Source organism: Paenibacillus sp. 2KB_20 (genome assembly GCF_052115765.1).
In the GTDB taxonomy this organism is placed as follows: Bacteria; Bacillota; Bacilli; order Paenibacillales; family Paenibacillaceae; genus Paenibacillus_AQ.
The window spans coordinates 91,032-109,560 of the sequence record NZ_JBFRHH010000015.1; the positions used below are offsets into that span (position 1 = coordinate 91,032).

The window sequence follows — 18,529 nt, forward strand, 5'->3', positions numbered from 1 at the left end:
CTAAAGAGCAGCTCCTTTTGGTATAGAGGTTTTACCGGCTATTCCGATTACCGCCAAACCAACCGTCATCCGTATCATTCTTCATCAGGTTACCGCGGGTATCGTTCATGCCGTCACGACCGCCAACATGAAGCGGAAACACGCGGTTAATCCATGTGCCGAAATCGCGCGAAAGCGTTCCAACCGTGTTCGCTGCATGACCATCCGTTCCAAAACGACGGGCATGCTGATAAAATCCTTCATCTGTGGAAACATATACTTGACTGATATGTGGAGCGGTTTTGCGAATCTTGCTCGTAATTTCATTTCGAACATGCTGAGGAACCTCTTCACGAGTGCTCATCATACCCATGTTGTTATTGTTGTAAGTTCCATAAGGAACGCCATTGATGCCTGTTCCCATATAAGTGTTATTAGTCGTTCCCCTAGTTCCTGTAAGGCTGTTGGTTCGTATACCGTCAGTACCCGTAAGTCCGTCAGTGCGTGTTCCCATAATTCCATCAGTGCGTGTGCCGTTAGTACCCATAAGTCCATTCGTGCGTGTTCCGTTTAACGTATTATAATTGCTGCCGCCAAATCCGCCATGGGTGGTCGTTCCGTTTACACCGAAGCCGCGGTTATCAGCAGTGCGACCAAGGCCTGTTGTGTTTTCTACAGCACGTGTGGTTTTTCCCACGACACGTTCTGTACCCCTAGCCATGTTGTTCAGAAGGCCAACGCTGCCCGTGCTTGAAGTTCCGAACGTACGGTTCCTAACATTTGTTCTGTTCATGCCTGTCGTCGTCCGGCCGTCTGTATAACGGTTTGGAGTGCTCATACCCGTCACATGACCGTCAATGTTGTTGGTGTGCGCCCCATCCTTGGACAGTGAAACGTAGGCGTTGTGGTTGGTCACAAATACATGTGCTGTACCAACGCCAAGATCAGACACCTTTTTGGACAACGTTTTGCTGTACTTCAGGTTCGTCAGGTCATGCTGTTGCGTGCTTCGCACGTGCAGGTTATTATTCCGCACGGATTTCACACCGACACGGCCACCGTCCACACTTTGGGTACGCGTCGTTTTGCCGTCAGTAGTGTTACCGCACCCTGCTACCGCAGCCATACTAAGCAGCAATGCTGTGGAGACGGTCAGGTTGAGGGCTTTGGACTTAATCATGATTCATCCTCCATCTCTATAGTGAGTGTGTTAACATCGTATAGGATGACCTTGCAGCAGAGCCGGTATGCTGAAAGGTTTTAACATGGAAGATAAATGCTGACTAGACCTTTTATGCACCAAAAACGCCGCATCGGTGTTTCATTCCATTATAATGTCCGGGTTTATTCAGTTAAACGAAATCAGGGCAAACCCTGTTAATCACCCTCTTCAAGCGGTGTTGACACTTGTTCAAGCCAAGCTATGTTGTCCTGATACCATCGGATCGTCGCACGAATGCCGCTTTCATAATTATATTGGGGAGTCCAACCAAGCTCCTTCCTTATCTTATCAGCATTAATCGCATAACGACGATCATGTCCTAGGCGATCTTCAATGTGCTGAATCAATGATTCAGGTTTGTTCAGTTCAGTCAGGATCGTACGGATGACCTGCAAATTATTCCTTTCATTGTGTCCTCCAATATTATATATTTCTCCATCAACGCCGCGGCGCAAAACCAGATCGATTGCCCGGCAATGATCTTCTACGTACAGCCAATCGCGAACGTTCAAACCGTCGCCATATACCGGAAGGGGCTTGTTATGCAAAGCATTGTAAATGATAAGCGGTATTAACTTTTCAGGATACTGATATGGGCCGTAATTATTTGAACAGCGCGTGATATTGATCGGTAATCCAAACGTCTCATAATAAGCTCGAACAAGCAAATCAGCGCCTGCTTTGCTTGCAGAATAAGGACTGTTGGGTTGAAGCGGTGATTCTTCGGTAAATAGGCCGGTGGCTCCCAGCGTTCCATAGACCTCGTCTGTAGAGACCTGGACAAACTTGCCGACTCCATATTGCCTCGACAGATCGAGGAGCGTCTGAGTTCCTGCCACATTCGTCAAGACAAACAATTCAGGCTGCAAAATGCTGCGGTCGACATGAGATTCAGCTGCAAGATTAACTACCGCATCAACCCCCTCCTTAAAGAGGGGTTCTAAAGCTGCCCGGTCTCTGATATCCGCTTTCACAAAACGATATTTAGGATTCGTCCGCACTTCGCTCAGATTTCCTGAATTGCCGGCATACGTTAGTTTATCCACATTAATAAATTCGTCATGCGGATGTTGAGACAGCATATATCGTATAAAGTTACTGCCTATAAATCCCGCACCGCCTGTGACAACGATCTTCATGCCACCTCACCCCTCGTATATATAGTTATTTTCTGCCAAAGCCAATCGAGGATGCTTTGAATCTTTGTCTGAGAGAACAGGTTTGTTCACAGGCCAATCGATATTAAGATCCGGATCGTTCCAGGCTATACCTCGATCATGCTCTGGCGAATAGTAGGCATCGACCTTGTATATGACTTCCGTATCGTGAACAAGGGTACAAAAACCATGGGCAAATCCTTTGGGAACGAGAAGTTGAAGGCAATTGGCTGCAGATAAGATAAAACCTTGCCATTGCCCATAGGTAGGAGAGCCCGACCGAATATCAACGACCACATCATAGATCGCCCCGCTTACAACGCGGATCAATTTCGTCTGTCCCTCGGGAGACAGTTGGTAATGCAGTCCTCTAATAACACCCGCCTCACGTGACATCGAGTGATTGTCCTGAATAAAATGGTCGTTAATGCCGCATCCTTTAAGAACTCGATCATTGAAACTTTCCATAAAAAATCCCCGATGGTCTTGGTGAACGGCCGGTTCAATCCGTTTCACGCCTTGAAGCTTTGTATCCGTGATTTTCATCTGCTGCCTCCGGTACATGGATTAGAGAGCTTTACCGAAAACGTCGGTTGCCGCTCTCTCAATTATTTATATGTCTTATCCCAAATTAGGATATAGGCAATGCACTCCCCCATGCAAAAATCCCGATCGCCGCTGCAGATCGAGATTTCGATATGATATATATGAGATCTATCCTAAGTCGATTCTTATCTTCTCTTTAACTTCTTCCAGCAGGCTCAGCGCTTCTTCCAAACGGTCCCCTTTCACGATGATCTGGCCGATTCGGTCTGTGCCGACCCTGAATTTATTTACCTTCTCGCCTATATGATAATCAAATGATATTTGAATAATATTCTCATGCTGATCATTTCCGTTCTCAAGTCCAGTAATATCCCCATCTTTATCGGAGATCAGTAGTTCACACGCACAAGGCTGTGAAGTATGAGAGGGAAATGACGGATTCATACGAAGAGCAGCCTTGATGATCTGCTCATAGTAATCGAATCCATAGAAAGTGGACACCAGTTCGGGTAAGCATGTAGCTCCTGCTCTGCCTCCGATTTCAAGAACATACACATGCCCGTCTTTCAAAATAAAATCCGCATTGATTGCGCAATGATTTAATTCCAGCGCTTCGATACTTTGTTTCAACTGGAAAAACAGATCTTGCTGCACTTCTTCGGGCAATTCATATGGGACATAATGACCGATGGGAACACCGGTATCCCCATAAAAGACGAAATCCCCGTGCGGCATGATGAATTGAATTTGGTTATCGTAAACGAATGCCTGTGCGCCGAACTCGGTTCCTTCAATAAACTCTTCAACGATGAAAAAATCCAGTTTCGTATCCTTGCGCACGGTTTCAAATGCGTATTCTACATGGGCGATATCCGAAACCTTCACAATGCCCTTGCTTGCTCCCCCGTCCACTGCCTTAAAGATAAGCGGCGGCGACAATACTTCGAAAGCGCTGTAAGCTTCCTCTAAAGTTGTGACCTTTAGAAACCGGGCTGTTCTTACGCCATGTTTCATAAAGGCCTGTTTCATCTTCCATTTATTTGAGGAGAGTTGAGCGGACTCATAACTCAATCCGCTAACTCCCAATTCATCCACGACTCTGCCGATCGACTTGACGGCCACGTCCGTACCCGTTGTACAGATTCCATGAATTCCTTCATGCCGGGCGATTTCGACAATCTTATCCATATGGGTCGTATCCTCGTAGTAAACCTTGTCTGCCTTGGCAAACCCGGGATAGTTTCCTTGGCGGCTCACAACAATAACGTATAATCCCATTCTTTTCGCGGTTTCAATTAATGGGAGCTGGGAGATTCCCGCACCTAGAACCAACAGTTTTCTCATGGCTTAAACTCCCTTATACGGGTTATGATCCGATCCAAGTCCTCCTCCGTAATGTTCGGATGAATAGGAAGGGTCAGAATTCTTTTCCAGATCTCTGAGGAGAGCGGCACGATCGCTTTTAGATGCAGGTAGCTCGGATGCAGATGGCACGGATAATAATGGACGCCCGTCGCGATATTGTGTTCCTGCAAGTGGTCAATCATACGGTCCCTCTGGCTTTCCTTGCTGAATTTAACCTGGAACAAATGCCAGGAGCTTTGAGCATACGGCTGTTCATGAGGAAGTTCCAGCCATTCCAAATCCTTCAGTTCGGATTGGTAACGAGCCGCTATTTCTTTTCGTCTTCCGTTCAATTGGCTCAGCTTATTTAACTGAACGAGCCCGATGGCAGCCTGCATGTCGTTCATATGATATTTGTATCCTACGTCATCAACGAAATACTGCCATGCATACACCTTCTCATGTGACGACCGTATCCACGTATCGCGTGAAATGCCAACCCACCTCTTCTCACGCAGCTTACGGTTCATCCACTCGGTATTGCAGGTGATTGCGCCGCCTTCACCACTCGTCAAATTTTTGACGGCGTGAAAACTGAAGCAGGTAATATCGCTGATGGAGCCGATCTTTTTGCCTTTATATTCCGCGCCGCATGCATGCGCAGCATCTTCTACTACCTTGATTCCATTGGCATGCGCCAACTCATGGATGGTATCCATATCGCAGGGATGCCCGCCCATGTGAACGACGATAATTGCCTTGGTTTTATCTGTTATCTTCCGCTTGATATCTTCCGGTGATATGTTCATCGTATCGGGTTCAATATCCGCAAAAACCGGCGTTGCTCCCACATAGCTAACCGCATGGACTGTGGATATGAACGTGATGGAAGGAACGATTACCTCGTCACCGGGCCCAATCCCTAAAATGTCCATGGCTAGATGGAGCGCAGCCGTACCGGAGTTAAGAGCAACCGCAAAACGACTGCCGACATACTTGGCAAATTCTTGCTCAAACTGTTCCGTTCTGGGGCCAAGACCAAGCCATCCGGACCGTAAAACATCCGACACAGCGTCAATTTCCTCTTGACCTATACTCGGTTGAAGAACAGGTATCAGCTTATGGTCCAAGTGAACCTCCCCTTTCGTTATCCTCGTTATTCCGACATTAGAATTTGTGAGCGCCATCGTTCGGCGCAAGCTTCCACTGAAAAATTTGCCCATGCTACTTGTTCGGCATGGTCTGCAATGTTCTGACGCAGTTCTGGCTGTTCTATCAGTTGGACCATAGCTTCATACCAATCATCACTAGTACCGGAAACAATCAGACCGTTTTCCTTCCCGGTTACCCATTCTTCGTATGCTGGAGAGGAAGTATAAATGCCCGGAATCCTACAGGCGGAATACTCACGGAATTTATTGTTGCTTTTGCAATCATGCAGCAGCGTTCGTTCCAACGGCGCCAACCCGATATCCCAGTTGGACCGGTAAAGACGCTTTAGAAAGTTTTTATAGTTCTCGTCATAGGATTCCGCAAAGACCTGTGGCTTCTCTCTGAGTTCATCAGGAACATACCCGCAGAACTCCATTTTGATTTTATCCCCATATTTCTCGATGATTTTAATCAATGCACTGGTAACCGGTTCAAAAGCCGCCTGTTTTTTTCCACCTTCATACCCGATCACAACTTTACCTTCTTCCTTGCGTTTCTTTCTCAACCCGGAGATAGCAGCGAAATCAACGCTTCCCGGAAAATAGACGATTTTCTGGGGACTAAAATGCGTATCAAGATGTTTGGCAAAAAAACCGGAAGCTACCTTTACGATTTGAGCGTTTTTCAGAAAATTAACATACGCCTTTCTTCGTGAGGAATCATGATAGTATCTTCCCATATCCGACCCCGGAGACATCGCGATAAAATGGTCGTCGATAACATACACCGTTTTTTTCCCCATCTCCCGGGCCATCTCCAGAAACTTATATGCTTCAGGCTGAACCGTTCGGAAGAAGAGCACGATATCCGCATCAGCCAGCCTTGATCTGTCCATCTCATTATCGGATCTGACGTCAAATTCGCAGACTCCCATCTTCTGCAGATGGCGAAGCGGCTGCTCAATGCCGATTTTATAGGATGCGATTTTATCCGATCCGATGATGAGAACGTTTATATCCCCTCTTTTCCCCATGTTCCCGCTCTCTCCCCCGATTTTACGTTTTGAATATGAATTTCTTCCAGTTATCGATGCATGTCTGAAGTGCAAAATGCTGCCGAGCTGCCCTTTGCGCATTCTCCTTGATTCGCTGCCGCATCTCTGGATCTTCTATCATGGCCTTGATTCCCTCATACCAATGCTCCTCGTTATGCTCAACTAGGTAGCCTGTTTCCCCTTGCTCGACCCAATGCATATAAACAGGAGACTTCGAGTATATACCCGGAATACCGCAGGCGCCGTATTCACGGAATTTCGTATTCGTTTTGCCTTTGTTAAATGAATTGTTGGCGAGGGGCGCAATTCCGATGTTCCAGTTGCTTTGATTTAATTTCTTCATGAATTCCTTGTATTCCATCCCCCCGCCTTCATACTTAACGCTTGGATGTTCCGCCAATGAAGGCGGAAGGTAGCCAAAAAATTCCAAACTCACAAATCCCCCGTAGTAATCCAAAATTTTGTTCAGAGCGGAAATGACGGGAACGAAATCTTCCTCTTTGTCCCCTCCTGCATAACCGATGACAACTTGCTCCTGACTCTTATCTCCCCTGTCGTTCTGATCCAGCCACTCAAAATCAATGCTGGCAGGAAAATAAATGACATGTCTATTGTATCGCTCATGAATATAGGTGCCGAGATCAGGCGCATCTACTTTAATGATTTCCGTGTTTTTCAAAAACTTAATAAACGTCTCTCTTCGGATCGGATCGTTATAATATTCCCCCACTGAAGTCGTCGGCTGAATCTCCAAAAAATTATCATCAATAACATATACCGTCCTTTTTTTCAGCTGATGGGCCATCTCCAGTAATGCATAAGCGGCTGGCTCAACATTACGAACAAATACGATCGTGTTTGCGGCAGCAACCATTTCATGGGTCACATCGGTTTCCAATTTCACGTCGAATTGCAGATTCTCTTGTTTTTTCAGTGCATTAAGGGGCTGAATAACGCCGATTTCAAGCGAAGGTATCATGCCTGCCGCGATAACGAGAACATCCATCTTTGGCAGCTCCGACTCGATAACGGCCACAGCGTTATGAGACCTCTTCTGGGCTTCCGCGCGCCCTTGTGCAAAACCTTCCTCTTTTCCTCGCTGAAAACCATCCATACTCCCTATTTGATATGCGCTAAGACGAACAGGTCGGCGTTTTCCTTTTCCAACTCGCTTTCGAGGCCTTGTTTTTTTTCTTAAAGCCATCTTATCCTTCTCCTTTATAAGCTTCTTGATGACCGGCCTCCATACCCTCCGCATAACCAACGTTAAATCCTTCATTATACGCTTTATCAAACCCCGCATCATAGGATTGATTGTATTCGGCAGCCGTTTGACTCGGAGCTATTCTCCCGGTTCCCCTCCTTCTCTTTCCAGCAAAAGCTCTATCTGTTCCCTTACCTCTTAAACCTCTTCCACGGATACCTTTTCTTTTCAATCTGAGCGATACACCGCCATTTTTTCTCCGTGCTTTCATTCATCTCACCCTCTGCTCTTTATTAAATGTTATCCGACTTAATTACCGGAGGAGAAATGATCGGAGCTTCCTCCTCATATTTCTGAACCTCTTGCTCGTTCACTAGCAATGGCTCGTAAGAATCAAGGTGCCAAGCGGCCACTGCGAGTCGATTCATGAATCGGTGCAGTCTCTTCCCCTTGTACTGATATACACTGTCATTCTTAAGTTTGATCAGCCTGCCTTCTTGCTCCCATGAATCCGATGAGAAATATACAGTCTTCATACGCCCAATGGCGTCCTCCGCAGAAATACCATCCCCAAGCGGCCAGCAACGCAGATCAACCTGTGAAACTCGGACTGGCTGAATTCCGCTGGCACCATGAACCGGATACCTGATCCCGTTCTCTATCCAATACGTTTTCGAACTGGCGCCTCTCACGAAGATACATGTCGGATACAAATCAATGGTACGCAGCTTTATCGTGCTGTTCATGTTTTGCTGCCACTTCAGGGACAACATATCATGGGGATCTCCCCATTTACTGGAGTAGAACGTAAGATTATTTGCATACACTTGTTCGAATTTGGAATTTAACGTCTTCATACTGACGCTGCCGTAATGATGAATAAACGTATCCTTTGCTATAACTAGCTGCATGCCAAGAAGCCGGGCACGCAGCCCATAATCGTCGTCTTCACAGTTTCCAATCTCAAAACCTTCGTCAAAAAAACCCAATCGGTTAAAGTCATCTCGCCGAATCAACATGCAAAAACCCGTCAATCGTTCTGTCACGATCCAGCTGTTCACATTAGATTGATTGTATGATTTGGAGAATTGCTGCATCTCAGCTATATCTTGGTAGCTTACATGGATCAGTTGATCTCCGCTGATATAATTTGTCACCGGTCCGACAATTCCGAACCGTGAGTCGCTTTGCAAACAGTTGAGCAAATTCGAGAGCCAGTTGGTCGTTACTACGGAATCATTATTTAAGATCATCAACGTTGTTCCTTTTGCCATCATAAGTCCCTGATTGACAGCACCTGCAAAGCCTAAATTTTCTTCATTAATTTGAAAGCGGAGTCCTTGGGAGGATTTGAGAAATTCTGCTGTACCGTCATCAGATGCATTATCAATAATAATGAGTTCATACGGCGCATCAGTATAGTGGAGGATACTTTCAATGCATTCTTTTAAATAGTCAAGCTGATTATAGGTCGGCACAATGATACTTGTACCTTCGAAGACATTTGTGAATTGGGTTATTCCCACATGCCGACCACGGGTGTATCCAGCCTTGTAGCCGGAATTGAATCCTTTGTTAGCTCCGTCGTTGTAACCGTTTCTTTTATGTTTGCTAATGTGGCTCATAAGGTTGATTCTCCACTGGACAAGGAATCAGCCAAATGCCCGAAATCCATAGCGACTTTCCCGAGCTCGGAAGCTATGCGCTCTGTAATCACGACAGCCGGAATGCCGGCACCCACAAGTGCGATGTCGAATGGACGCCCTCGAATTTCATCCATTGTTCTGGGAATATCGTTCATTCCTTCAACGGGAGCAACCGTGCCAGTCACCTTGATTCCATGATCTAACAACACCCGTGAAAGACCAGGGGCAGAATTGCCCACAACGAGAACTCGACGTCCTGCTAGGATCCCAGGCAACAAACCTTCCAAATGTAATGCATAGTTGACTGTCGATAACGTTAGCTGTAACTTTCGATAATCAATGCCGTGAGCTCTAAACACGGAAAAGCAAAGAGGTTGAAAGTTTGACAATCTTAATTTGGGAATTCCGACAATATCTGCATTTCTCACAGAGGCTGCCAGCATATCCCTTGCTTTTAGATCAGGTAAACTAACACCGGCATAGCTTAAAAAATGGCCTTCTTTTCGCACCTCATCCTCGTTCAAAACCATTTCTTGCGCAAGCGTAAGCAGTTCTCCATCCCCTAATCGGATTACAGACAGCGGGGAACTTGAATCTAAGGCTTCTTTAATCCTTTCCGCAACTTCCGCCGCGCTCATCAGACGATAATACTGAGAACTCAGTTGCTTCATCCCTTCTTCAATAACCTGGCGAACCGAAATTTCGGGGAGAACCTCGAGCTCCGGGAGAATCGAGTCCACAATCCCTTCTCCTCCATCATAGTATCCCTTAGCGTACCCCTCTCCCGAGCTTGGTTTGACCTTTGTTTCGGGTACGGAATGCTGCGACCGCATCATGGCTTCGTCATAACCGGTATCAAAGCCTTCATTAAAAGAAGCTGCAGCTTGCTCCAGCAATTTTTGGGTGCACTCGTTTTGTGCATGGACTTTTGTTCTTTGAAGAGTTAACTTCCGCTTAGGTCGCCTCTTTACCAACCTTTTTCTTTTTTTTTCCAAGTGCTGTCGTATGATAATCACCCCGTCTTACGCACAATATATTCTTTAGAATTCATTAGGAAACGGGTATAACAATCCATTTTGACCCGACAACTAGGGGAAAATAGTACGAAGCATCATATCCAAACGTTTATGATAGGTATGATCCTTTCTTGTTCTCATCAAGCCGTTCAACGCAATTCGCTGTCTCTCTTCCTCATGACGCAAATAATAGTCGATTTTATCCATCAAATCACCATAAGAACCATAGGTCTCTATCTCCGATCCAGGGGAATATAACTGGCTCATATCATGGCGGATATCCGATAACTGAAGTGTGCCACAGCCGGATATTTCAAAAGTGCGGGGATTAACGGAAAGCGCCTGTACTTTTCTACTGTTGGCATTGATCGTATCATCATCGGATGAACGGTGCTGGTTGATCACAATTTTGGCACCATTATAATAGGTGGCCGTATCCTCTGGCGTCATCCAATCTCCGAGTTTGATCTTGTCAGACAGCTGGGCGTAATGCTGCATCCGGTCCCACCACCATCCGGAGATAACCACTTTTTTATTTTTCAGGATCGGGGCGAGATGATCCATTAACTCCACTCTGTTCCAATACGCTGTTCCAATAAAACAGATATCGGTTTGATATGAGGTGGGTACATGCTTCGGGTAAAATACATTAGGATTAACTGCAAAAGGCAAATGATAGACGTGTTCACAACCTAAATCTCGATAAAAAGATACGCAGTTTGATTCAAGCGTAAAAATGTAATCGTAACGGGGAGCGATCGATACCGTCCAGTCCGTATAGTACGGGTCGTCAGTAAACCAAATGGCCGTTTTAAATCCGCTATCCCGCAGCTCCTTGAGCGTATCAGCTTCCAAAACAACTCCGTTTAACGCTAGTACTAGATCCGGCTGAAATTTCTTAGCCAAAAGAACGATATCATCTGAAGGATTTGCAACCGAAAGACTTCGAACCAGTACCTTTAAAGCTTCAGTCACCGCTTGATCAAGCGCAGGATACGGAACGCCAATGCCTGTGGTGACATAGAGAATTCGGAGATCCCGGATCGGCTCCTCTTCCTTGGGTAAAGATCGTATAACTGCATCGGAAAAACCAATCCGGTACCCCTCTCTCCTCCCCTCTGTAAAACCGTTTCTGTATCCTTCCATGTGAGCCGATTGTTCCTCTCCCTGAAGCAACAAATGATCATTCATTATTCTCATGCAGTCATGCCTCCGGACTTATTCATTCCAAATATTGAGTTCTCTACAATCGGCCACTGGCTTGGTATAAGGACTGGAAGGTTCCTGCATCCGTCCACCATCCCTCTAAAATGTCATAGGCAAGTTTCCCCTTCGACGCGTACACATTGTTAACGTCTGTTATTTCCAATTCACCTCGTGCCGATGGTTTAATGGCTCGGATCGTTTCAAACACAGTCGAATCATACATATAAATACCGGTTACACAATAATCAGATTGGGGTTCCTCCGGTTTTTCTTCAATCATTACGATGTTGTCTTTCTCAAAGACTGGAACTCCGTATCGCTTTGGATCATGAACTTTCTTCAGAAGCACACGCGCCCCATCGGCTTGTTTTTCAAAATCTTGAACATAAGTGGTTAGATGATCTTCAAACAGATTATCCCCAAGAAGTACCACGAACTTTTCGCCTGGTATTACGAACGGTTCGGCAAGGTATAAAGCTTGGGCAATCCCCCCGGCTTCTTCCTGGATTTTAAACGTGGCATTTACTCCCCACTCTTTTCCACTGCCGATCAGGTCTATATATAAACCCGCAGATTGCTTGCCGATCACAATGAGAATATCTTCAATACCCGCTTTTTTGAATTTCTCTATTCCGTGACATATCATCGGAACTTTCCCGACAGGCAGCAGATGTTTATTTATGACTTTGGTCAATGGATAAAGACGGGTGCCCGTACCTCCTGCCAGAATGACGCCTTTCATATAACCCTTCCTTTCGCAAACTATATAATTATACATAGATCGTTGGATCGACGCCCCATTTATCAATAAACTTCTGTCTGTTTATATCAACAAGATGCTTCACTTTACTCATGTCCTGCTTGGCAAAGCTGGCACTCCCATGATGAAAAACAAAGACATCCCCAGCTATCCTGAACGTATATCCCGCATTCCTGGCCCGGTGACAATAATCATCGTCCTCAAAATGACCCGGGGAATAACGTTCGTCCAGCAGTCCGATGCGGTCCATTAACTCCCGTTTAAACAGGAAGCACATTCCGACGATTCGTTCCACCTGTAGCCACTTTTTCGCATCCGGCTCATTCAGCTGGCTCGACATCTCTTCTAAACTGGTATAAGGCATATCGATCTGTTGCTTGCCGCTCGCATAGTTGGTAAGCGGTCCGACGATGCCGATATTCGTATCGCTGTTCAAACAATTCAACATATTCTGTAACCAGTTGCGGGTGACAATGACATCATTATTCAGCAGAAGTATCGTATCGCCGGTTGCGATTTTTAATCCCTTGTTGCATGCTGCCGGAAAGCCAACGTTACTTGCCAATGAAATGAAGGTAATCCCCTCCTGACGGCAAATATCAACGGTACCGTCGGAAGAACCATTATCGACAACAATGATCTCATAGGGCTCTTTCGTATGAAGTTTAATGGAATAAATACAATCTTTTAGCAGATCCTTTCCATTGAACGTTGGAATAATGATACTTGTTTTTTGCATAGCTTCCACCTTCTAAACCTTGGTTAGCTGCCTTTGTCTAATCTGATCCGAAAAAGATAGCCGTGATCCCTTTAAATCGAATGCTGTTTTTAGAGCTTCGATGTGATCTCCAATGATCAAATTGGAAACGGCATTCTGTAGTCCGACATTTCGAGCCCGGAGTCGATTTTTTGTAATAACGTCTACACTGGCCGGTGCATTTATTTTTAAACCCTTTTCAAGGGCGATGACTTGCGCTTTCGGTGGGACGGATAAATTGGCGTACCCAATGATCTGCGCTGCTTCTTTCTTGATCGCGTGAGGCACCGCCGTAAGCGAATTCGCTTCGAGGTCCGCCCTGCCCATGGATCGGTTAATAAACTCCTTAACTATGGTTACGTAGTCCCTTTTGGAAAACATCCCGATCCATGGAGAAATATCATTTAAGGCAATATCGCTACCCTGTTCAATGGCATCGATGAACGGTACGAGATGCTCGGCTAATATCGGAACATCTCCATCAAGGAACAGCAGAATATCAGAATCTGCCAACTTCGCCCCAACTGCTCTGCCAACATCGTGTCCCAACGCTTGTTTATAGTGCACAATAATCGCTTTCGATTGGTTACGGATCATTTCAAAGCTTTCATCGGTTGATCCGTTCACCACAAAAATGATCTCATGTAGTGGCAGCCGATGAAGCTGTTCCAGCAATTGTAAAATCGTATCTTTCTCGTTCATCACCAAGACAATTGCCGCTACTCTTTTGTCCGTTGGCAGGAGTACTGCATTTCCTGGATAGATTCCAGAATGCTTACGGTGTCCTTCCACAAATTTAGAGGCCGCCGCGTGGTAAATCGCCCATGGTAGCGGCCTAACTGAATGGTACCAGCGGTTCCAACTCTCATTCAATTTGATATGGGGGTCAGTATCTTCACGCTCAATATCTTCATGGACTGCTTGTTGATAGCCGACAGTGTATGCTTTCTCTTTCCAATAGTCGATAACTCCGTTTGAACTCAGACGATTCTTGAACATCCGAGCCCCTAATTTATGGCGGCTGCGTTTGTTCTTGGCACTTGTTCTTTTACTTATTGGCTTCATTGCTCTACGAAAAGAATATGAGGCTGGCATCATAACTCGTCTCTGCTTTCTTCGCACCATCCCATCACCACACGCTTTCTCTTTTTCGTGTGAGATCCGACCGATTTCCCCGCATGCCGGATTTAGAGATTAACCAATCTATCGCCTCCAAATGATCCCCAACGATTAAGGTTTCAAGGGGATCATTTCCTCTGGTTCTACCCCTTCTGGGGTTTCTTCTTCCCACATCCACGTAATGGACCCCTCGTACCTTCAAACCATTATAAATGGCCATTGCTTGAGCTTTCGGGGGGACAGCCAAATTGTCAATGCCAATCAGATTTACGGCTTTACGGCTCATTGCATGTGGAATCGTTGTTAAAGAAGCTCCTTTCAATTCGGGATTGGAAACCAAAATGTTTAACGTATGCTTGGCGAGGATCACGCTGTGAACGTGATGCTTGTCGGTTGGACCCAAGTACTTGTTCAAAGCTACATCCACACCTTCTTCCACAGCTTTCGTCAAAGGCGTCAAATCACTTGCTTGAATAACAATGTCTGCATCGGTAAACAGCAAGATGTCTCCTCTAGCCGATGCAGCGCCGATACTTCGTCCCACATCATGACCGAGCGGAAAGGGCAGGTGAATCACCCTCGCTCCGATGCTTTGAGCAATTTCGGCTGTACCGTCCGTTGAACCATTGGCAACAACGATAACCTCCGTGTCGGGGTGCACTTGATAGGCTTGCCGAATGACTGCCGCAATGGTCTTCGATTCGTTCATAGCAGGAATGATGACGGATACCTTCGGAAGCTCCGCATTTTTGATCGAGGACAGGGATCTTCTCCTCTTTGTTCTGTTAACGGGACTCGAAGGACTTCGTTTCTTCATGTTTCTCACCTGCCAAGTTTGGATTAAGAAGACTTCCCCCTCATTTTATGTATAGGTTTTTTTACTGTAACGGCATTCGTACCTGAGGCGAAATAAATTGGGTTGAGCTATAGACCAATAAACATACCAACTCTATCTACATTGAATAAACTGGAACATTAAAAAGAAAGAAAGTGAAGACCTATCAGAACATTCCAGGCTTTATTATTAGGAAGAAACGAGGTACCGCCTGTTCACACGATCCAAAATCCGGATGGGGAAATTCGCGGCCAGGTTCACCGATAGAAGCACATCATCAAATGAAATAACGTCTTGCCAGCAGGAACCTAGGCTTTAACCTATCTGTCCTTTCAACCTCTCAAAAATGTGCATTTTATCTCATTCATCTGCCTTAACATAACTTTCTTCCATTGCATTAACTGTTACTAGATTAAGAATACAAAACCTTAATCAATTCTATATAAGGAGGTAGACGTGATGGCCATTATTTCGGTCTTCCCTTCACCTACAGGGACGCCAATTGCAACTGCGGTAGCTTCAGCTGTCGCTGGTGATGTCGTATTGGTTAATGATGGAACGTATCCAGAGCCGGCGGTGACTGTAGCGACTTCCAACGTAAAAGTTATAGCTAAAAATGAAGGTTCGGCGATACGCCAAGGACTCAACGCTGCGGCAAGTGCGTTCATTGTCACGGCAGCTACGGGGGTTGAAATTAACGGATTTAAGATTCAAAACTACACGGCCGATGCGATTGATGTTACCGCTGGTACCAATCACCGCATTATTGGCAATACCATTAACAACACGCTTGGTATTGGCATTGATTTAGCTGCCGGTACCGGTCATGTAGCGTGGAGAAACAGTGTTCAAGACGCAGGCGGCGCTGCAGGAATCAACGTAGTAAGCACCGACAGCTGGATCGTACAGAATGTATCCTTCAGCAATACAAGTGTGGGTATTTTGTTGGCCGGCGCCAATAATGCGGCTATCGGTAATACTGTCTCTCAAAACGGCACGATCGGCATCTTGAGCACCGCAGCGAACAATCTGTTATTCGGCAACACGGTCTCGCAAAACGGAACAAGCGGAATCACCGTTGCAGCAGCAAACAACGTACTGCTCCGCAATATTGTGGAAAAGAATACGGGGACCGGCATTTCGATCACAACTGGCGATAACGGACTTCTCGGAGCCAACAATTCCGATGAAAACACTCAAACCGGTATCGCCATTGGCACGGCGTTCAACAGTCTGGAATTCAACGAAATGAAATTAAACCAGAATTTTGGACTCGTCATTTCAGGCAATGAAAACACCGCATTCGGAAATCGGTTCACGGGTAACACCCCGACTCAAATCTCCGTAACAGGTACAGATAATAACTTGTTCTAAATTCCTTGTTTCACGTATGGCTTTTACGCTTGCTCTCCTCGTGAGGGCAAGCACTATTTTTCAACTGAGTTACCCGCAAGGGCATCCAGTAATCATTGTTGATTGGGGGTCACTAAATGAGAAGAATTCTTGTGGTCGGCTCAGAGGGAACCGCATCGTACCAAATCATTCTTCTCCCACCTCTCCGTTATCTGGAAGGACAAGGATACTGCAGTTTTAAGATCCTTCCCCATAAACAGGTAACCCGATCTATCATTTCTTCATACGATATTATTTTGTTTCTAAGAAGCATTGAGCCAGCAGCGCTCCAATGTTTAGAATGGGCACACCGTGAGGGAAAGAAGACCGTATACGTCATTGACGACCATTTTCTCGCGATCCCTCAAACCACTCGACTTGGCCAGATATACGCAAAACCCGCTTATAAAAAAACCTATACTTACTTTCTAAGAAATGTACACATGGTCAAAGTAGAATCACCCGTCTTTCGCGAAGTGATTAAGAAGCAATTCACTCCTAAAGTGATCTATTTTCCAGGGAGTATCGATCTTTCATTTACAAAATTGTCCAGAGGTCCGGAAAAGGAAGATCGACTCGTGATCGGATACGAAGGTGCAAAAAAAGAGAGTTCTTTCCGACCCGTTATTCCCGCATTGAAGCGTATACTTAAGGAATACGGAGATTTTGTCAGACTGGAGTTCTATGGGTACTGTCCTGAAGAATTGAAGGGTCATCCTAATGTCTCGCATTGTAAACATAATGAAAATTACAGCCAGTTCATGCAGCGGCTGTATCGGGCCAATTGGGATATCGGTCTTGCACCCATGGATGATGATCTGTTCTACCACTGCAAAAGTAATGTGAAATTCCGCGACTACGCATCCTGCCGCATTCCCGGCATTTATTCATTATCCCCCATATACCGTGATTGGGTATTCCACAAAAAAACGGGTTATTTTGTTCCTCAAACAGAGCAAGGTTGGTACGTCGGGATTCGAGAAATGATCGAAAATCCCAAACTTCGGAAAAAAATTTCACAAAAGGCCGCAAATGCCGTGGCCAAGAACTTTACGGTCAAACAGAATGCGGAAAATTGGAGGGCTCTGTTTCAAGGCCTGCTCGACGTACCATAGGACCTGTAATAGATTAGATGATGATCTTGTCCTATGATCTCGATGGAGAGGTGATGGCATGCCTACAATTCAAGATGCAATGTTGGTTCTTAACCAGTATTATGATATCAAAAAGCCGAAAATCGAATGGATTCAGAACGAGCCGGATAAAGCGGTGTGGAAGGTAATCAATAACAACGAAACCTATATCCTTAAGTCGGACTATAGATCAAGTAAAACGTTCACCCCTTCAATCACTCTACAATACGCGCTATCCCAACAGGGGTTAAAGGTTCCTGAGGTAATCGCCACGAATCAACGGAAACTATGTACGAAACAAGGTGAGCATCGTTATTATTTGTCTAGATATATCTCCGGCGGTCCTGCATCGATAATTGACCGCGTAAGGGTAATCGGAGATTTTCATCAACACGCCAGGTGTCCAAGTTCACTCACACCCAAACAAAATCCGGACGACTTGAAGGTCGGAATAAACAGGTGGATATCTGAATATCAACTCAAATTAAAAGAATTGTTGAAATGGAAAGACCAGTACTCCTTGAAGCATATTCAACCATGTATACAATTAGCTGAGAAATGTATAAGAGTTTCTTCCCGGAGAGCGCCCCTCCTCGCTGACCATCTCAAAGCCGTGAGCAAAAGAAGACGGGTCGTACATGGGGATCTAACCCATTTAAACGCAATAAAAACAACATCAGGAGATATATGGATTATTGACCTGGAGCATTCAAGAATTGACTCTCCCATCAAGGATATCCGTTATTTATTACCGAGGATTGTGTTGTCTTCATATAATAAAGAGTATTTTGCGAGATTTCCTGAAGGGAAGTCCTTTGAAGAACTCTACTATATAGACGCGATTTTTCCTTACAGCCTCTACTACTACCTCGGCGGATCGATCAGGCAAATGAAACTCCCCCTGAAGAGTTCCCGGGTACAGGAGATTGTATTAGACGAACTGAAGAAGGATGATATCGTAAGCAGGCATTTGGGTGGCGTTAAATAAAACATTTTTCCTTCCACCA

The 18,529-nt window shown here is 45.5% G+C and carries 18 protein-coding genes; 3 read left to right on the forward strand and 15 right to left on the reverse strand.

The annotated features are described in order from the left end of the window. Nucleotides 1–31: 31 nt before the first annotated feature. From AB4124_RS29005 to AB4124_RS29075, 15 genes are all read right to left on the reverse strand, one after another. Nucleotides 32–1,159: a YhcN/YlaJ family sporulation lipoprotein gene (locus AB4124_RS29005; RefSeq protein ID WP_441974984.1), complete on the reverse strand. Its 1,128-nt coding sequence runs from the start codon at nt 1,157–1,159 to the stop codon at nt 32–34. A 197-nt stretch (nt 1,160–1,356) separates the two neighbouring features. After that, nucleotides 1,357–2,340, reverse strand: coding sequence for a dTDP-glucose 4,6-dehydratase (gene rfbB / locus AB4124_RS29010; RefSeq protein ID WP_441974985.1), 984 nt, complete (start codon nt 2,338–2,340; stop codon nt 1,357–1,359). 6 nt (nt 2,341–2,346) lie between these two features. Continuing rightward, entirely contained in the window at nt 2,347–2,904 is a 558-nt protein-coding gene (rfbC, locus tag AB4124_RS29015) for a dTDP-4-dehydrorhamnose 3,5-epimerase (protein WP_441974986.1), read from the reverse strand. Nucleotides 2,905–3,072: 168 nt separating this feature from the next. Continuing rightward, nucleotides 3,073–4,248, reverse strand: a complete 1,176-nt coding sequence (locus AB4124_RS29020; RefSeq protein WP_441974987.1) for an ATP-grasp domain-containing protein — start codon at nt 4,246–4,248, stop codon at nt 3,073–3,075. Continuing rightward, complete coding sequence (locus tag AB4124_RS29025; RefSeq protein ID WP_430111357.1) at nt 4,245–5,378, reverse strand: DegT/DnrJ/EryC1/StrS family aminotransferase; 1,134 nt, start codon at nt 5,376–5,378, stop codon at nt 4,245–4,247. Before AB4124_RS29025 ends, AB4124_RS29020 begins: the two co-directional genes overlap by 4 nt. A 26-nt stretch (nt 5,379–5,404) precedes the next feature. Beyond that, nucleotides 5,405–6,433, reverse strand: a complete 1,029-nt coding sequence (locus AB4124_RS29030) for a glycosyltransferase family 1 protein (RefSeq protein WP_430111359.1) — start codon at nt 6,431–6,433, stop codon at nt 5,405–5,407. A gap of 22 nt (nt 6,434–6,455) precedes the next feature. Then, complete coding sequence (locus tag AB4124_RS29035; protein ID WP_441974988.1) at nt 6,456–7,658, reverse strand: glycosyltransferase; 1,203 nt, start codon at nt 7,656–7,658, stop codon at nt 6,456–6,458. Between the two features lies 1 nt (nt 7,659). Continuing rightward, nucleotides 7,660–7,929, reverse strand: coding sequence for a hypothetical protein (locus AB4124_RS29040; RefSeq protein WP_379411300.1), 270 nt, complete (start codon nt 7,927–7,929; stop codon nt 7,660–7,662). Nucleotides 7,930–7,951: 22 nt separating this feature from the next. After that, nucleotides 7,952–9,283: a glycosyltransferase family 2 protein gene (locus AB4124_RS29045; RefSeq protein WP_441974989.1), complete on the reverse strand. Its 1,332-nt coding sequence runs from the start codon at nt 9,281–9,283 to the stop codon at nt 7,952–7,954. Continuing rightward, the gene (locus AB4124_RS29050) at nt 9,280–10,200 is read right to left on the reverse strand and encodes a GT-D fold domain-containing protein (protein ID WP_430169784.1); all 921 of its coding nucleotides are present in this window, start codon (nt 10,198–10,200) and stop codon (nt 9,280–9,282) included. Before AB4124_RS29050 ends, AB4124_RS29045 begins: the two co-directional genes overlap by 4 nt. A 192-nt stretch (nt 10,201–10,392) precedes the next feature. Further along, the gene (locus tag AB4124_RS29055; protein ID WP_441974990.1) at nt 10,393–11,520 is read right to left on the reverse strand and encodes a CgeB family protein; all 1,128 of its coding nucleotides are present in this window, start codon (nt 11,518–11,520) and stop codon (nt 10,393–10,395) included. A gap of 43 nt (nt 11,521–11,563) precedes the next feature. Continuing rightward, nucleotides 11,564–12,268 carry a sugar phosphate nucleotidyltransferase gene (locus AB4124_RS29060; protein WP_441974991.1) on the reverse strand — a complete coding sequence of 235 codons (705 nt, stop codon included), beginning with the start codon at nt 12,266–12,268 and terminating at the stop codon, nt 11,564–11,566. A gap of 28 nt (nt 12,269–12,296) precedes the next feature. Beyond that, nucleotides 12,297–13,025, reverse strand: coding sequence for a glycosyltransferase family 2 protein (locus tag AB4124_RS29065; RefSeq protein ID WP_430186569.1), 729 nt, complete (start codon nt 13,023–13,025; stop codon nt 12,297–12,299). Nucleotides 13,026–13,037: 12 nt separating this feature from the next. Beyond that, the gene (locus tag AB4124_RS29070; protein ID WP_441974992.1) at nt 13,038–14,141 is read right to left on the reverse strand and encodes a glycosyltransferase family A protein; all 1,104 of its coding nucleotides are present in this window, start codon (nt 14,139–14,141) and stop codon (nt 13,038–13,040) included. Nucleotides 14,142–14,172: 31 nt separating this feature from the next. Further along, a complete protein-coding gene (locus AB4124_RS29075) occupies nt 14,173–14,979 on the reverse strand; it encodes a glycosyltransferase family 2 protein (protein WP_441974993.1) in 807 nt (268 codons plus the stop codon). Nucleotides 14,980–15,456: 477 nt separating this feature from the next. Here AB4124_RS29075 and AB4124_RS29080 point away from each other — a divergent pair, with 477 nt between their 5' ends. The 3 genes from AB4124_RS29080 to AB4124_RS29090 all read left to right on the forward strand — a co-directional run bounded on the left by AB4124_RS29080 (nt 15,457) and on the right by AB4124_RS29090 (nt 18,510). Next, nucleotides 15,457–16,371 carry a right-handed parallel beta-helix repeat-containing protein gene (locus tag AB4124_RS29080; RefSeq protein ID WP_441974994.1) on the forward strand — a complete coding sequence of 305 codons (915 nt, stop codon included), beginning with the start codon at nt 15,457–15,459 and terminating at the stop codon, nt 16,369–16,371. 116 nt (nt 16,372–16,487) lie between these two features. Next, nucleotides 16,488–17,504 (forward strand): hypothetical protein, encoded by a 1,017-nt coding sequence (locus tag AB4124_RS29085; RefSeq protein ID WP_441974995.1) that lies wholly within the window; start codon nt 16,488–16,490, stop codon nt 17,502–17,504. 58 nt (nt 17,505–17,562) lie between these two features. Then, nucleotides 17,563–18,510, forward strand: coding sequence for a phosphotransferase (locus AB4124_RS29090; protein WP_441974996.1), 948 nt, complete (start codon nt 17,563–17,565; stop codon nt 18,508–18,510). Nucleotides 18,511–18,529: the final 19 nt, after the last annotated feature.

Bases quoted from the DNA above. Each gene is read 5' to 3' on its own strand.
- AB4124_RS29005 (WP_441974984.1), bottom strand. From the start codon at position 1,159: ATGATTAAGTCCAAAGCCCTCAACCTGACCGTCTCCACAGCATTGCTG.
- rfbB (WP_441974985.1), bottom strand. From the start codon at position 2,340: ATGAAGATCGTTGTCACAGGCGGTGCGGGATTTATAGGCAGTAACTTT.
- rfbC (WP_441974986.1), bottom strand. From the start codon at position 2,904: ATGAAAATCACGGATACAAAGCTTCAAGGCGTGAAACGGATTGAACCG.
- AB4124_RS29020 (WP_441974987.1), bottom strand. From the start codon at position 4,248: ATGAGAAAACTGTTGGTTCTAGGTGCGGGAATCTCCCAGCTCCCATTA.
- AB4124_RS29030 (WP_430111359.1), bottom strand. From the start codon at position 6,433: ATGGGGAAAAGAGGGGATATAAACGTTCTCATCATCGGATCGGATAAA.
- AB4124_RS29035 (WP_441974988.1), bottom strand. From the start codon at position 7,658: ATGGCTTTAAGAAAAAAAACAAGGCCTCGAAAGCGAGTTGGAAAAGGA.
- AB4124_RS29040 (WP_379411300.1), bottom strand. From the start codon at position 7,929: ATGAAAGCACGGAGAAAAAATGGCGGTGTATCGCTCAGATTGAAAAGA.
- AB4124_RS29045 (WP_441974989.1), bottom strand. From the start codon at position 9,283: ATGAGCCACATTAGCAAACATAAAAGAAACGGTTACAACGACGGAGCT.
- AB4124_RS29055 (WP_441974990.1), bottom strand. From the start codon at position 11,520: ATGAGAATAATGAATGATCATTTGTTGCTTCAGGGAGAGGAACAATCG.
- AB4124_RS29060 (WP_441974991.1), bottom strand. From the start codon at position 12,268: ATGAAAGGCGTCATTCTGGCAGGAGGTACGGGCACCCGTCTTTATCCA.
- AB4124_RS29065 (WP_430186569.1), bottom strand. From the start codon at position 13,025: ATGCAAAAAACAAGTATCATTATTCCAACGTTCAATGGAAAGGATCTG.
- AB4124_RS29070 (WP_441974992.1), bottom strand. From the start codon at position 14,141: ATGATGCCAGCCTCATATTCTTTTCGTAGAGCAATGAAGCCAATAAGT.
- AB4124_RS29075 (WP_441974993.1), bottom strand. From the start codon at position 14,979: ATGAAGAAACGAAGTCCTTCGAGTCCCGTTAACAGAACAAAGAGGAGA.
- AB4124_RS29080 (WP_441974994.1), top strand. From the start codon at position 15,457: ATGGCCATTATTTCGGTCTTCCCTTCACCTACAGGGACGCCAATTGCA.
- AB4124_RS29085 (WP_441974995.1), top strand. From the start codon at position 16,488: ATGAGAAGAATTCTTGTGGTCGGCTCAGAGGGAACCGCATCGTACCAA.
- AB4124_RS29090 (WP_441974996.1), top strand. From the start codon at position 17,563: ATGCCTACAATTCAAGATGCAATGTTGGTTCTTAACCAGTATTATGAT.